Annotated in this window: 11 protein-coding genes; 5 read left to right on the top strand and 6 right to left on the bottom strand. The window is 53.1% G+C overall.

The genetic code is table 11. The annotated features are described in order from the left end of the window. Positions 1 to 234: 234 nt before the first annotated feature. The 4 genes from Pan241w_RS25890 to Pan241w_RS25875 are packed head-to-tail and all read right to left on the bottom strand — an operon-like array spanning position 235 to position 6,430. Positions 235 to 1,497 carry a DUF1501 domain-containing protein gene (locus Pan241w_RS25890; protein ID WP_145221646.1) on the bottom strand — a complete coding sequence of 421 codons (1,263 nt, stop codon included), beginning with the start codon at positions 1,495 to 1,497 and terminating at the stop codon, positions 235 to 237. A gap of 9 nt (positions 1,498 to 1,506) precedes the next feature. Next, positions 1,507 to 2,898, bottom strand: a complete 1,392-nt coding sequence (locus tag Pan241w_RS25885) for a DUF1800 domain-containing protein (RefSeq protein ID WP_145221643.1) — start codon at positions 2,896 to 2,898, stop codon at positions 1,507 to 1,509. Between the two features lie 54 nt (positions 2,899 to 2,952). Beyond that, entirely contained in the window at positions 2,953 to 6,021 is a 3,069-nt protein-coding gene (locus Pan241w_RS25880; protein ID WP_145221640.1) for a M56 family metallopeptidase, read from the bottom strand. Positions 6,022 to 6,031: 10 nt separating this feature from the next. Next, the gene (locus Pan241w_RS25875; protein ID WP_198000159.1) at positions 6,032 to 6,430 is read right to left on the bottom strand and encodes a BlaI/MecI/CopY family transcriptional regulator; all 399 of its coding nucleotides are present in this window, start codon (positions 6,428 to 6,430) and stop codon (positions 6,032 to 6,034) included. Positions 6,431 to 6,809: 379 nt separating this feature from the next. Here Pan241w_RS25875 and Pan241w_RS25870 point away from each other — a divergent pair, with 379 nt between their 5' ends. The 3 genes from Pan241w_RS25870 (at position 6,810) to Pan241w_RS25860 (ending at position 10,311) form a co-directional block, all read left to right on the top strand. Beyond that, positions 6,810 to 7,883: a DUF1559 domain-containing protein gene (locus Pan241w_RS25870; protein WP_145221637.1), complete on the top strand. Its 1,074-nt coding sequence runs from the start codon at positions 6,810 to 6,812 to the stop codon at positions 7,881 to 7,883. 1 nt (position 7,884) lies between these two features. Continuing rightward, on the top strand, positions 7,885 to 8,190 hold the full coding sequence (locus tag Pan241w_RS25865) for a hypothetical protein (RefSeq protein WP_145221634.1): 306 nt from the start codon (positions 7,885 to 7,887) through the stop codon (positions 8,188 to 8,190). A gap of 786 nt (positions 8,191 to 8,976) precedes the next feature. After that, entirely contained in the window at positions 8,977 to 10,311 is a 1,335-nt protein-coding gene (locus Pan241w_RS25860) for an IS630 family transposase (protein WP_145213453.1), read from the top strand. Between the two features lie 652 nt (positions 10,312 to 10,963). On the opposite strand, the gene Pan241w_RS25855 is transcribed toward Pan241w_RS25860, so the two are convergent. Both Pan241w_RS25855 and proB read right to left on the bottom strand, forming a co-directional pair. Further along, on the bottom strand, positions 10,964 to 11,506 hold the full coding sequence (locus Pan241w_RS25855) for a hypothetical protein (protein ID WP_145221631.1): 543 nt from the start codon (positions 11,504 to 11,506) through the stop codon (positions 10,964 to 10,966). A gap of 12 nt (positions 11,507 to 11,518) precedes the next feature. Continuing rightward, entirely contained in the window at positions 11,519 to 12,664 is a 1,146-nt protein-coding gene (gene proB, locus Pan241w_RS25850; protein WP_145221628.1) for a glutamate 5-kinase, read from the bottom strand. A gap of 287 nt (positions 12,665 to 12,951) precedes the next feature. On the opposite strand from proB, the gene Pan241w_RS25845 reads away from it, so the two are divergent. Continuing rightward, entirely contained in the window at positions 12,952 to 14,547 is a 1,596-nt protein-coding gene (locus Pan241w_RS25845) for an amidophosphoribosyltransferase (RefSeq protein WP_145221625.1), read from the top strand. Positions 14,548 to 14,570: 23 nt separating this feature from the next. Then, positions 14,571 to 14,966, top strand: coding sequence for an acyl-CoA thioesterase (locus Pan241w_RS25840; RefSeq protein WP_145221623.1), 396 nt, complete (start codon positions 14,571 to 14,573; stop codon positions 14,964 to 14,966). Positions 14,967 to 15,176: the final 210 nt, after the last annotated feature.

The raw sequence follows: 15,176 nt of genomic DNA, 5'->3' as shown, positions 1-15,176 counted from the left end.
TCTTGTTTTGAGGACTATGACCGCAGAAAAGACCCATTAGCCGCAGGGCGTTAGCCCCGGTTAGCCGTCTTTGGTAAGGCTAGTTTGAATTAATAAACGCTACCTAGCCACCGTTTTTGAACCAGCGTACCTGACACAAAACCGGCGGATAACGCCGACCCGCTCAGATACAAGGGGGCGACCCATGTGTCGCCCCGTTTTCGTGTGTTTCGTGGTAGTCGAAAAACAGCTCGCTCACGTTGTCTTCAATAAATCCAGTTTGTCGAACTGCTGACCCAAAACGGGTTGGCTGGGGATGTTCAGCCAGTCTTCGAGGATGGTGGCATAGACACTGCGGAAGTCGACGCCGAAGACGGGGTCGTCGTCGACCAGATTTTCCAGATCGGGGTCGGGGCCGTGAACTCCCGGTTTGAGATGGCTGCCGGCCAGGAAGACCGGGCCGGCGGTGCCGTGATCGGTACCTGCGCTGCCGTTTTCTTCCACGCGTCGGCCGAATTCTGAGAAGACCAGAACCAGCACGGGCCGATTCGGAACGTGTTTGTTGACATCGGTGATGAAGGCGCGGAGCGCGCGTGCCAATTCCCCTAATACATTACGATGATAAGGGAGCTGTTGCGAATGCGTATCGAAGCCTGTGTGCTCGGTGTAATACACGGGCGTGGAAAAACCGGCGCGGATCAGTTGGGCCATCATCCGGAGTCGTTCTGCCAGCGCGTTTTCGGGATACTTGACCGTGGTGGACTGATCGGGCTTGATTTTGCGGATCTGCTCGGCCGTCGTATGTACGGCGAGAGAACTTTGCAGGGCGGCTTGCAGGAGCGGGTTCGACGTGGAGCCCGCCCCATTTTTCCAGGCAGCGATCTGGGCCTGCTGTGTTTTTTGATCGAACAGGCCGTTGCTCTGTTTGAGCTGCGCAAGACTTTGAATCGAGGGCACCTGCACGCGGCTGCCGAGCAATGCCTTGGGCATTTCTCCAGCACCAATGTTTAATGCCTGCGCCGATTCTGTTTGTTGCGCGGTTGTAGAACGTTGATCGATGGCGCGGGCCAGCCAGCCGCCTCGGGTGTAGGCACTTTTTTTGTAATTCAATTTCTTGTCGACGGGAGCCGCATGCCAGATCGCCATCGATTCAAAATGCGAACGGTTGGGGTTGGGATAACCGACACTCTGAATAATGGCGGCCTGCTCTTTGTCGATGAGATGTTTCAGGCCCTTCAAAGAGGGATGTAAGCCAAGACGGTCATTCAGTCGATGCAGTTTGGCGTCGGCCAGTTGCAGCTTGGGTCGCAGCTTGCGGTAGGTTTCGTTGGTAAACGGGACGACGGTATTCAAGCCGTCATTGCCGCCCGTCAGTTGCAGGACGACCAGCACGCGGTCAGACGTCGGTTCCTGCCCCGCGGCGGCGAAGGCGGTTTGCTTCAGGAAGGTCGGAACGGAGGCGCTGGTAGCGAGCAGTGTGGAACCCAGTCCCAGAAATTCGCGACGGTTCAAATTCATGATGGTCTCCTATGCTAACTGAAATTCCGGTGTTTGTAACAACACCTGCAAAGCGGCGGTAAGTTGCCGCTGATCTCCATCTGCCAGGCGTTGGGCGAGTGCCGCCGATTCGGGGTTCAGATTGTTTTGCAGGAGCAACTTGGAAAATGATTCCACTGCCTGCGTCGGTTTCAGCGAATGTTCTTTGAGCCAGTGTGCGGGATCGTAAGCCTTTAAACCCGAAGTCTGACTACCGTTTAATAGATCGGCGGTCCAGTTGATTCTGGTCAGGGTGCAGTTCGTCGTGAGCCAGGCCGTGCCACCATCCCAACCTTTGACACTGGGTGGGTTAAACAGAGCCTGTCCCTGCTTGTCACAGTTCAGCGCCGCCAGCGGTAACAGGTTGGGAGTCCGCTTGGGTTCCAGTTGGCGAATCGTGCCGACACAGAATTCGACCGGCGACTTGATGCGCTGCCAATAGGCGGCGGGTGAGAAGAAGTGTTGTGAACGCAGAATGATGCCGACCACATGTTCGATGGAATAATTGCTGGCCCGCATCTGAATGGCCAGCGGTTCGATCAAGGTCTCATTGGGAACGGTGCTTTCGCTGACAAACCAGCGATAAAGACGGCGGCAGAGGTATCTGGCCGCCTCAGGCTGTTGAAGAATGATGCGAAAGATCTCTTCGCGTCGCCAGGGCCCCGTCTGTCCCATAAATGTTTTCGGACTGGTGTCGACCAACGTTTCGTCGTAGAAAAATTCGTTGGTCTCATTGAGCAGGGTATCGCGCCCCGGTTTCCAGCCGGTGAGTCCGCGGGCTGCTTCGCGAATGTCGGTCTCACTGTAGTGCCCTTCTCCGAGCGTGAAAAGTTCGAGCAGTTCCCGCGCGAAGTTTTCATTGGGGTGCTCTTTGTGATTGGCACCTCCATCGAGCCACTTCAACATCGCTGGGTCGGCTTCGATGGCTTGCAGCAGATCTCCAAATTTCCCGCGGGCATGCTGGCGAAAGAGCTCATTTTGATCCAGCATCAGCTTCAGGTTATAGACGCCCGACATCGCGGTCGCGAAGTGGTTATGCCAGAACAAGGTCAGTTTTTCTCCCAGCGGGTCACTACCGAAAGTCATCCGAAACATCCACCAGGACTGCAGGGGAGATAAACTTTCCGCCGACATAAAACCGGAACCGGAAGATTCAATAATGTTTTTGAGTGCGTCGGCCACCCGTTGGAATTTCTGGGACGCGGGCGGCGGATGCAGTAAACGATCAATGCTCGCCGCGGGTCCCGCTTTGAGATCGCGGTGCAGTTCTTGCCAGTTCGCGGCAAAACCGGCGCGGCGATGGAGGTGGGCCACCTTTTCCAGATTCCACGGATCGGCAGATGTCGGCACATAGGGTGCCCAGGGATCGGAGTCTGACTTCATCAATCTACCTCTTGAATCGGGAACGTCACAAGTTTCATTTTTGAACTCTGTTGTTTATTGCAGCTCCAGCACGACCTTACCCACATCGGTGGTTTCGCCGGGGCGAACGGTGAATTCGTAGCCGCTGGCCCAACGCCCTTTTTTGATAAACTGTAACTGGTACGTGGCACCGGGGATCAGGTCATTGACCGTCACGCGTCCCTCCGCGTTTGTTTTGGAAATTCGTTTAGGCCACAGAATGTTCTGCCAGAACAGATGCTCAAACCAGAGTGGTTGGTCAGGCTGGATGAAGGCAGTATTCGTTGCTCCCGGCGTTACGATGATCATCAATAATGGTTCATGATCTGCCAGTGGCTTTCCGTTATTATCTTCAAATTGAAACGTGGCCGCGCCGCATTGTTCTAACTGAATGGGGGCGTCGTCCGGAGGGAACTCGGTGACAATTTTTCCACAGTGATGTTTTAAATCGACGAACAGGAGCGGCAGTGATTTCTTCGAATGAAAACCGGGGAGTTCAAATTGCCCGTTTTCAAACAGTATTACAGGCAAGCTGGCATCGATTTCTTTTTTGAACGGAATGTAGGAACGGGCATACGCTTTTCCGTTCGCCGGCTGGCCATCGGGGCAAATGATTTTCTGTTTGAGTAATTCACCACGTTCTAAGATAATCTCCATTGGCTCAGGCTGAGCCGCTGGTTTGAGGTTGAGCCGGACTGCCGCGTCGTAATATTCACGCTGCAGCCCTGGTTTGCCGTAGTATTTGTCTCCCAGGCTGATCTCCTGATGCACGTAATCGAGCGTCGGCGCTGTGACGATCAGGTATCCGGGACCAGGCCAGACCGGCATCTGAAATCGCCCGTCTGCATCGGTGGCATACTTCATATCGGCGCCAAAAAAACGGCACTGCGACGTCTCATCAAACAGAGGATTATTGTATTCCTGTGATTCAAATGCGAGAGCCACTTTCGGGACCGGTTTTCCCGTCCCTTTTTCAGTGACTCTCCCTGATATTACAATACCGGTCCGCATTTTGATCGTTAAGTTCGCATCACTGAGTCTATTATTGGGCCATTTCCATTCATGTGCATGGAACAGATAAGCCGATTCCGAGGGAGGATACACGTGCAGGATATTTTGTCCCGATGGAAATAGTCCTCCGAGTGTTTCCCCACGTGCTACGCGAAAACTGCCGTCGGCCTTGGTACGCGTTGTTCGATAAGGTCGTTCGAGGATCATCACTTCAGCCCCGGCGATCGGCTGGCCCGTAGTTTCATCAATGACTTTTCCGTCCAGAAATTGTGCCGGCTTGAGCGCGACGCTGATTGGCTTATCAGAAATTTCTACATCTAATGCGTGCGCCCCTACCTGTTTGTCGTCAATTAAGAGTCTGAGCGTGGTTGTCGAAGTAGGGAGCATCGCTTCGACGTAGCCTTCGTCGTCGCTTTTGGTAAAGCGAGGCCACGCGGCGACCAGCGAGTCCGGCTTGGGGTGGCGAATATTGATATAAGAATTTTTGCCCAGGCTTATGCCGCTCAGGTAGGGTTCGATGCCGACAATCGGATTTCCAACCGTATCAATCAATTGTACGCGTACTTTTTTGGCAGCGGAAAGTTTGAGTTCGACATGATGGCGCGGCAGATGGGGATCAATGGTTTCTTTCGCCAGCAGACCGCCTGCGACGCTGGCGATGATCTGCATATCTTTGCGCGGACGGGAAATATCGTGTGGCAGCACGATCTGAAACCAGCCAGTCTCATTGGTTGTTGTCTGATGGGATTCGAAATCATCAACTCCCGGAATTCTGCGATGCCAGTTGGTGCCACGATTGTCAGTGAAGAGATCAATGTGTGCCCCCGACAGCGGTTCTCCGTCCGGCGAAAGAACCGTGCCGGTGATTCGCATCAGTTGATACTCTTCCGATCCGGTTTTTGGAGTCGCCGATGCTGGTTCCTTTTCTGCTGCCGTCAATAAGGACTCCACCTGCAGTGTGGGATGCACGATTCCCAATGTGATCACCAACAGAAGTGCCAGAGAAAGGCAGCCCAGTGTGCGGACGACTCCGACCTGGGCGCGACTGCGGCGAGTATCGAGAACTGCCAGCAGTCTGCCTTCGAGTTGGGATTTCCGAGCCATGCACAGCGCCGCCGTCGTGAAACGCGTTTGATTTGAAAGCTGATGGGCAATCTCCAGCAAGTGCGAGGCATAGACGGAGGGTTCCTGGCCGGCGAGTAAGACACAGTCGTCGCACGCGTGTTCGCGTTCGAGACGCATCTGACGAGCCGACCACCAGACGAGTGGATGAAACCAGAACAGCGCACAGCCGAGGCGGGCAATCATCTGCAGGGGCACATCGAAACGTTTGATATGCGCGAGTTCGTGCAGCAGAACCACCTGCCGTCGCTCTTCGTCCCAGTTGGCGGCATCATCGGGTAGCACGACACATGGGTGCCTCAGGCCGAACGTGATTGGCATCTGCTGAGGTCCGCCAGATAAAAGCGTGATGGTACGCTGTAAGCCGAGCCGGTGGCTCAATTCCGTCATCATTCGTTGCCAATCAGGGCTATCCAGAAGCTGCCCCTGTTTTCGCAGTCGCCCGTTTCCCCAGAGTCCCGTTATAAGCGGGAGCAACATCAGCAGGAAACCACCCAGCCAGATGAGTGCCAACGTGTGCTTTGACCAGTCGAATGTCGCTGGTTGAATGATTTTCGGAATGGGAGCGGGGGTTGAAGCAACCGCATGATGCGTTTCCTGTTCGAAAACGGCGGGAACCAGTTGAGACTGAAGTGTGGGTTCGGTTTGATCCACGGCGCGTGTGATCTTTGGAGTCATCGGCAGCGCTGACGGCTCGGGCTCAATGCCTGAAGGAACCGAAGTAGTAACAGGGATTGCGTCGGGAATCGCGTCTTCGCTTTTTTCCGCTTGCCAGGAACGGGGGATGACCTGCCAGTTCCAGCCGGGAGCAAACAGTGTCACCGGCGGCAGGATCAGCAGGGCCAGGAATAACAGGGTCCAGACACGATGCCGGAGTCCGGCGGCCAACGCCACTAACAGCGTGGATTTAACGGCGAGATCGATGGCAAACCAGTTTTCCAGGCCGGGCAGTGACAGCAGATCGTTGAACATGATTCACCTGTTATTTCTTTTTGTTTTCGCGGCGGGCATCTTCGATCAGATTCGCCAGACGTTCGTATTCCTCCGGAGACATCTTGTCCCCCGACATATCGAGTAGCGCAGCGACAGCGTCGCCGGTCGAACTGCTAAAAAACGTTTTCAGTAAATGCTGCAGCGCCGATTTACGGGCCTTCGCCGGTGCCTCGGTCGGGCGGTAAATGTATTTCACCCCCTCGCGGCGAAATTTGAGATGCCCCTTCTCCTGCAGCACCCGCATCATGGTGCGGACGGTGGTGTAACTGGGCGCGTCGGTCAATTTTTCATGGACCTCGGCAACGGAAGCTTCGCCCAATTCATGAACGGCATCCATAATCTGCCGCTCCCGGGCCCCCAGATTCAAATACGCTGGTTTCGCCATCATTCATCCTGCTGAAATTCTGGAACCATTACAAAAGAGAAATTCATTTTGACGTGTTACTCTATTAACATGTGTTATTAGAGTAACACAGTGTCTGTTTGTCAAGATAATTTTTCTTTTTTGTCAGGAAAAGCGTTGGGGCGGGACCGTATTTAAATGAAGAATACTTTTACTGGTTCCATTCTCAGATTAAATCCGGATCGTATATCGCAAGGCGGGCGGGCACACAGGCGCCGCCCCTACGGTTCCGTAGTTGAAGTTTTTTCTGTTTTGTGATTGACACGAATGTAGCACTGGCTACAATATGCGTGAATGTAGCGCTGGCTACATTTTATTTACCCGCCCCTTATCCCCGTTTTGAAAATGGATCAGGTTGTTGATTATGAAACAGATTCGAGCCCGCAACGGGTTTACGCTGATTGAGTTGCTGGTGGTGATTGCGATTATTGCGACTTTGATTGCGCTATTACTGCCGGCGGTGCAGCAGGCGCGGGAGGCGGCGCGGCGGAGTCAGTGTAAGAACAATCTGAAGCAGATCGGGATTGCGTTGCACAATTATCACGAGACCCATTCCGCGTTCCCCGCGGGGTACTTTTCGTATGGCACCAGCGATGGTTCGGGGCCGGCCTGGGCCAACATTGATCCGCAGACCTGGGATGCGGCACCAGGCTGGACATGGGCGGCGATGCTGCTGCCTTATCTGGATCAGGCCCCCCTGTATAACGCGTTTGATGTGAATCGGCCCTGTTGGGATCTGGTGAATGCGAGTGCGGCCCAGACGAAGCTGACAGTTTTTTTATGCCCGACATCATCGGGCGGGGATGAGCCGTTTGTGGTGCAGGATTCCGGCGGGAGTCCGCTGTTGATGGGGGGCGCTCAATTGCTGTTTGGTCGTTCGCATTACGTAGCTAGTCATGGTCAGGAATCGTGCTGGGGGGACTGTGGGGCGAGTACCACGGGCGTGATCTTTACGGACATTTACACTAAAACCACCAAGACGGTGACGATTAACGGCGATGCTTCGAAGGTCGCAGACGGGCCCTTCTTTCGGAACTCACGGACGAAGATGCGGGATGTGACCGATGGCTTATCGAATACAATCTTTCTGGGCGAACACTCTTCGAAACTGAGCGATAAAACATGGGTCGGCGTGGTGCCGGGAGCATATACTCATCCCCGGTTTTCCACGCCGGAAAATGGTCCCGATGCGGCGGCGACACTGGCGCTAATTCATGCAGGACCGTCGGGGGGTGAGCTGGACATTACCGGTTTTCCGATCATTCACCCGGTCAACTTTCCCACGTTCCATGTGGGGCAGATGTATTCCGAGCATATTGGTGGTGGGCATGTCTGTCTGGGAGATGGTTCAGTCCGATTTGTTTCTGAGAATATCGATCTCATTTTATGGGCCGAGCTGTCAAGTATCAGCGAAGGCGAAGTGATTGGGGAGTTTTAAGATGAGACAGCAATGGTTGAAATGGCACGTTGTTCTCGTCTTGTTGCTGCTCTCCGGTTGTGGGTATCCGGAAGTGTCACCCAAGACGTATGAGATTTCGAAGGCCCTGTATTCGGTTTGTAATCAGAAAAGTGAAGAACGGTTACTCGTGGTTGAGAAACTGATTCAGAGTTCGCTGGAACAGAACGAGATCAACGAGAGTGAGGCACAGTGGTTGAACGAAATGATCACGCAGGCCCGCGAAGGAGACTGGGAAGCGGCGATGCAGGAGAGCCGCCAGATGATGGAAGATCAGGCCGGGCAGTGATGAGAGAGAGGTTTCATTTCACTGGATTGAAAATGAGTGGTCACCTACTGTGAGCGGCACGGCGCTAGGTAGTGTTTATTTAATAGTATTGAGCGTGATTTTGCGGTCGACAGAGTGAGTTATATAAGATCAAACCGTAGCCGATGGTGTGATATTGCCTTTGTTTCTTGGACTATGACCGCAAAAAAAGCCACTAGCCGCAGGGCGTTAGCCCCGGTTGGATGTCTTGGGTAGCCAACGTTCGAATTAAGAAACGCTACCTAGCCGCCGTTTTTGTGTTGGGGCCCTGTATTCAAAAACGGTGGCTAGCGCCATTCCGCTCATGAATTTGTGGGCAGACGATTGAATGTTTATTCCTGCTCCCAATTGAACGTGAATCTTGATCGGTCTCCGCCCGGCGGGCTGACACATGGGGCAGCCCCTACTTTTTGAACCCGCTCGGAGGATACAGGGGAGATAGATTCACGCCTGGTGGGGTGTGTTCATCTGCGGTGTTGCCGGTGAGATCTGGTAGGATTTTGCTTGTGTGGGTTGGATTCCTTTTTTTACGCTTGAAAAATGAAGGTGACCTACTGTGAGCGGAATGGCGCTAGCCACCGTTTTTGATTTTGGAACCCTACCTCACAAACGGCGGCTAGTAACTCCGCTCTTAAGTTCGTTCCTACCAGAAAGTTTTTTTACGTTGTTTCCCTGTTTTTTGTAGACCACCAGATTGCTGGTGACAAAAATGCTCTTCCGAGGTTTGATGAGGAATCTCACCTCGCCCATCAGAACCAGGGAAGAGCAATGTCAGGCAAGGCTGCCCATATTGAATTGACGTCGAGTATGCATCAGATTTTATCGCAACTGGCTGCGAGTCGGAATGCCAGCCGGGCAATTATTGTGCGAGCCCGGATTATTTTACTCGCATTCAACAAGCTTGATAATCAGACCATCTCAGACACTGTCGAACGCTGCCCTAAAACGGTCGGACTTTGGCGGCGTCGCTGGCGGGACTCCTATCAGGCACTCCTGCAGATGCAGTTCAATCTCAACCAGAGTGCCTTCCAACGGGCGATCATTGATACCCTCAGCGACGCGCCCCGTAGCGGATCGCCAGGACGTTTTACTGACGAACAGATTACGGGACTGATTTCACTGGCCTGTGAGAAGCCCCAGAACAGCGGGCGACCAGTGACCTCCTGGACGGGAGCCGAACTGGCCGACGAAGCACAACGGCGTCAACTGGTCGATTCGATTTCCGCCAGCCATGTGAATCGGATCTTGCGTGAAGTGAATCTGAAGCCTCATCGCAGCCGCTACTGGTGCAATACCACCGAGAAAGATCCTGAGCTGTTTCAGCGGCAGGTAGAAACGGTCTGCCGAACTTACCATGAGGCGCCACAGTTGTATGACCAGCGAAGAACTCACACGGTCTGCATTGATGAAATGACCAGCCTGCAGGCCAACGAACGGCGGGCTGAGACAAAACCGCCACGTCCCGGACAATCGGCCAGGGAAGAGTTTCAGTATACCCGTCATGGCGCTGTGTGCGTGACAGCCAACTGGCATGTGGTACAAGGACAACTCTTGGCCACGACGATTACCGAAACGCGCGACAACCACGATTTCGCCCGTCACATCGCGCAGACGATCGCCACTGATCCACAGGCAGGCTGGGTGTTCGTTGTCGACAATTTAAACACGCACTGCGGCGCGCCACTCGTCGAATTGGTAGCGCAGCAACTGGGAATCAATCCGGCCCATCTGGGAAAAGTAAAACGGCAGGGTGTGTTGAAAACAATGACCAGTCGGCGTGCGTTCCTGACCAATCCAGCGCATCGCATCCGCTTTATTTATCTGCCCAAGCACAGTTCCTGGTTGAACCAGATCGAAATCGTATTCGGCATCATTAAACGTCGGGCACTGCGTCGAGGCAGCTTCACCTCCAAACAGGACCTGATCGAAAAACTGCAGAACTTCATTGAATACTTCAACCAGCACATGGCCCGTCCTATGCGTTGGACCTACACCGGACACCGCACAAAGCAGCAGCAGATCGAACGCCCACGCACCTGGAGAGAACTCCGGAAAACCAGGAAACAATGGCAACAATTCGCCGTGGTGGGAAACTATTTGTAAGCGGAGTTACTAGCGCCGTGCCGCTCATGATACTTAAGCCGATGTTTTTTTTTGTTACTATTTGAACTGGCATCTTGTTTGTGCTTCGCGCGGTGGGGCATGGGGCAGCTCTTAAATAGGGATGAAATCATGTTTGTGAAATGGATTTTCAACAAGGGCGGGAATGAGTCAAGGGAGCATTGCTTGTTTTCTCCGGGAACGTCATGTGATTGGCTGGGATCGTTCTATGAAGTTCTGGGATTGCGGAAAAATGGCCTGCGATGTCGCATGAAAACGGGGGTGCATGGGAGCAGAGGTTTGGAAAATGTCGCTGAAACAAGCGGGTTTTGTGGTGCTGGTGTTCTCAGTGGTTCTTCATATCGACTGAATCTGTAGTGTTCGCTCACGCGCGCGACGTTATCTCCGCATGATCATGCCGAGGGACGCGATGCGATCAAGGGCAATTTCTTCAGGAGGAGGTTGGTCAGGTTCAGAGGTGAAGAGCGTGAAATCACGGCACTGTCGGGCAAGCCGAGCAGTGTCACACGCGATTCATGATGGGGGCAGTTTTTATCTGGTTCCGTTGTGAATTGGATGTTGCCAGGCGAGCGAGTACATCGACTCGCTCCTACATTAAACCAGCAGAGTTGCTCGAAATTGCAGCCGATTTCGATTATTGCAGTGCCATCGGGCGGAGCTCTTCACCTGTGATTGGGTTCAAACGCCTGGCTTTGGTGACTTTCCACTCGCCCCCCATTTTTTGCCACGTTAATTCCCAGCGAGTGGGATGACGGCCGGAATAGCTGCCGAACGTGGCCGCCCCGTTTGCCCGAAAATGGGTGGTGGCGACGGAATTTTCTGATCTCAACTCAGTCTGGACATCGGTAATTCTGAGCTCTCCGTCGATCGTGATCAGATTTAATGCGATCTGAACCATTTGACGTAATCGATCAGCCCGCGGGCTGATGTAATTCAGAGTGGTGTCCTTTTCCTTGTTCTGGAACGCGTTCGCTAAGCCATACAGGTCGGCCTCCACCCGTTCGCGTGTGGTGATAATATTCAATTCGAGTATATAAAAGCCAAACATCAACACGACCATCACAACAGCACCCGCGAGATATTTGGTCTGACGTCTTAAGTACCATTGGACAAATAAGATGACTGCGACGATGCTGCAGACGATGATGGGCGGAATGGCGGTTTCGGTGATCCACATGGGCGCTTGCTCCTACACAGCAGGATGATTTTCGAGAACTGCCAGATTATCCCGATGAATGACTTCGGAATAAGGCACAGCCCCGAGGATGGTGGCAATTTGATCCGAACGTCGCATCACAATCTTCGCCAGATCGCTGGAATTATAATTACTCAGTCCGCGTGCGAATTCTTCGCCGCTCGGACTGACCAGAGTCACTGCCTCACCACTTTCAAATGTACCATCAATCGATTGGATTCCAATCGCCAGTAGAGATTTTCCCCCATCACGAATGGCTTTCGTGGCTCCCGCGTCCAGGTGGAATTTCCCTTTCGGCCGAATGGTATAGCCAATCCAGCGTTTCCAGGCTGAGACCGAGGCCCCCTGTGCCAGAAACAGTGTGCCTACGTCTTCGGCTTTGAGAATCTGATCCAGAATCCCTTCCTGCTGGCCATTCGCAATAATCACATTTTCGCCGACCGCGGTCGCAGAGCGGACGGCCTGCAGTTTGGATTTCATGCCCCCCGTGCCCAGCGAACTGCTGTCGTCGGTTGCCAGCGCCAGTAATTCGGGTGTCCAATCCTGAACCTGGGAAATCCGATGACTCTCCGGTGATTTGGGATCGCCATCATACAGGCCATCCACGACCGACAGAATGACCAGCAGTGGTTTCTTGACCAGACTGGTGACCATCGCGGCCAGATGGTCGTTATCGCCGAATTTAATTTCCTGAATACTGACCGTGTCGTTTTCGTTGACAATGGGGACAGCCCCGTATTCGAACAGGGTATGGATCGTATTTCGCACATTGAGATAGCGGGTGCGATTTTTAAAATCGTTGGCCGTCACAAGGAGTTGCGCTGCGTGATAACCGTGTTTCTGCAAGCAACGATCATAGCGGCGGATGAGGTGCGCCTGCCCTACGGCCGCAGAAGCCTGCAAGTGACCGAGATCTTTGGGGCGTTCTTTCAATCCCAAAAGTCCCATGCCGGCACCGATAGCGCCACTGGAAACGACGACGACTTTCCGCCCGGTCTCCTTCACGCGGTGAATTTGCTCGGCCAATGATTCAATCCGCGTGGGGTCGAGTGTATCGTCCGCGCAAGAGAGAACGTTTGTTCCAATTTTGATGACCAGCGTTTCTGCCGTTTCGATTACTTCACGTCTTGTAAGACTCACGGTCTGCACTTTTTCAACGAATCACAAAAAAATTCCAAACAGGCACTCCCCACCGGGTCCCTATTTCTTAATATTTATATAATATAGTAGTCGGTGGCTGCAGCATAGACATTCATCAGAGATGAGTTTGACTGTAAATCGTGTTGATTTTCCCGAAAAATCGTCACTTTCTCTCTCTCACTCCCTGATTTTAATTGTCTCTTCACGATAGCCCTGAAACAATTTACCGCATAGTTCACCCGGTTCACACTGATTTTGAAACCCTTAAACACGAACTAAGGCATTTTATGTCGGAACTATACCACGAATGTGGAGTTGCAGCCGTCTATCACCTTCCCAATAAAGAGACCAGCCCGCTGGCACCTCTGGGTGACCCTGATAAGACATCCCAACTCATCTCCCGGTTACTGCTGGATATCCAAAATCGCGGTCAACTGGCGGCCGGGATGACGACGTTCAACCCCAAACGCAATCAGTTGATCGATACACATAAAGATGTAGGCACCGTCACGGAAGTCTTTCAGCTCAATCATCAGCAGACGTTTAATAACCTGATGAAGAAGTACGAGGGCCCCGCCGCCATCGGCCATGTGCGGTATGCGACCTGCGGGAAAGATGATCGGAGCTACGCCCAGCCGTTCGAGCGGCATCATATTCAGAAATCCAAATGGTTCAGTTTCGGCTTCAACGGTCAATTGGCGAATTACCAGGAGCTTTGTAAAGAGGTTCTGACCGAATCCGACTTCCATCTGGCACGGGAAACCGATACCGAGATCCTGATGCATCTGATTTCTCAGGAACTTTCGAAAGAAAATCCCGGTGAACTGTTCGACATTCTGGGCACGCTTAGCCAGCGGTTAGATGGCGCCTATAATATTGTCTTTCTGGATGCGCTCGGGAACATGTTTGTTTCTCGCGATCCGGTTGGCATTCGTCCGCTCTGTTATGCATTTGATGGTTCGCTGTTTGCCGCTGCCAGCGAAAGTGTGGCACTGGCGAACATGGGCTTTGAAGCAGACGAGATTTACAGCCTGCCTCCTGGTTCTGCCGTGGTCATTCAGGATGGCGAGCTTACGATTCGCGAATATGCCAAGCCCAAACAAAAAGCGCATTGCTTCTTTGAATGGATTTACTTTGCCAACGTCTGCAGTACGCTGGATGACCAGAGCGTCTACATCACCCGCAAACGTCTGGGGGAAGAACTGGCCGAGCAGGAAACCGTTCCGATTGACGATGATACGATTGTGGTGCCCGTTCCGGATACCGCGAAAGCAGCCGCCGACAGTATGGCCTATCATTTGAGCGTGCCCTGTCTGGAAGGACTGATCCGCAACCGCTATATCGGCCGAACGTTTATCGAAGGTGCCAACCGCGGTGACAAGGTCCGTGCGAAATACACGCCGCTCCCGGAAGTTCTGGAGGGCAAACGGGTGCTGCTGGTGGAAGATACGATTGTGCGTTCCACCACCATGAAAGCATTAATCAGCCAGTTGAAAGACCGTGGCCGTGCCAAAGAAGTGCATGTGCGTGTGGCCTGCCCGCCGATCATTGGCCCCTGTTTTTATGGCATTGATATGTCAACGATTAATGAACTCTTTGCCCCCCGATTCCTGCATGGGGGAGAGATGAGCCCGGAAGTCGAACAGGCCATGGCCGATGCGATTGGTGCGGACAGTTTGAAATATCTGCCGAAAGAATCGATTTCGCGTGCCGTCGGGCTGCCTGATACGTCTCTGTGCCAGGCCTGCATCGATACGACGTACCCCACGGAAGCGGGTCGGAAGTTGTATCAGATCGCCGTTGAGAATTCTCAAAATGATAATGGCGATGAAGACTCCCAACGCACTTACGACGTTTCGCTCACCACTCCTGCCCGAACCTAATTCGAAAAAGGAATGCCAGCCTTATGTCTGCCTCGCATGAGATGGAGATCCGCGTCCGTTATAACGAAACGGACTCCATGGGATTTCTGCATCATGGAAATTATTTTACGTACTTTGAAATGGGCCGCACCGAACTCTTTCGTTCTCAGGGAGGCAACTACCGTGAGATGGAAGAAAAAGGCTACCTGCTGGTGGTGGCGAAGATCGAATGCAAATACCGTCTCCCGGCCCGCTACGATGATGTCTTAACGCTGCGGACTACACTCTCCCGCGTCACCGGCGCTAAGCTGGAACATGATTACGAACTGTTTCGAGATGGTGCCTCGATCGCCAAAGCTCACAGTGTGATTGCCTGCGTCGATCGCGAAGGCAACATCCAACGCATGCCGGCCGCAATGGAGCATTTGGGGACGGAGTAAGTCAGTACATTTCCTTCCCGGATCAGACTTCCGTGTGCCACGGCCCGGCTTGACCGGCTGTGTTCGTTCGATTTCAGAGTATAGTTCCTGCTCGTATAGCGGTAGGGCGTGACCCTACTTTTAGATAGTCACCTCGCATCGCCCCTCAGAGGAGTGTTACTTCTAAAAGGGAAATCGCAGCCTTTACATCCACTTCAAAAATGAAGACAC

The organism is Gimesia alba, from assembly GCF_007744675.1.
Lineage (GTDB): Bacteria > Planctomycetota > Planctomycetia > Planctomycetales > Planctomycetaceae > Gimesia > Gimesia alba.
This window is presented reverse-complemented; position numbering and strand designations above follow the sequence as displayed.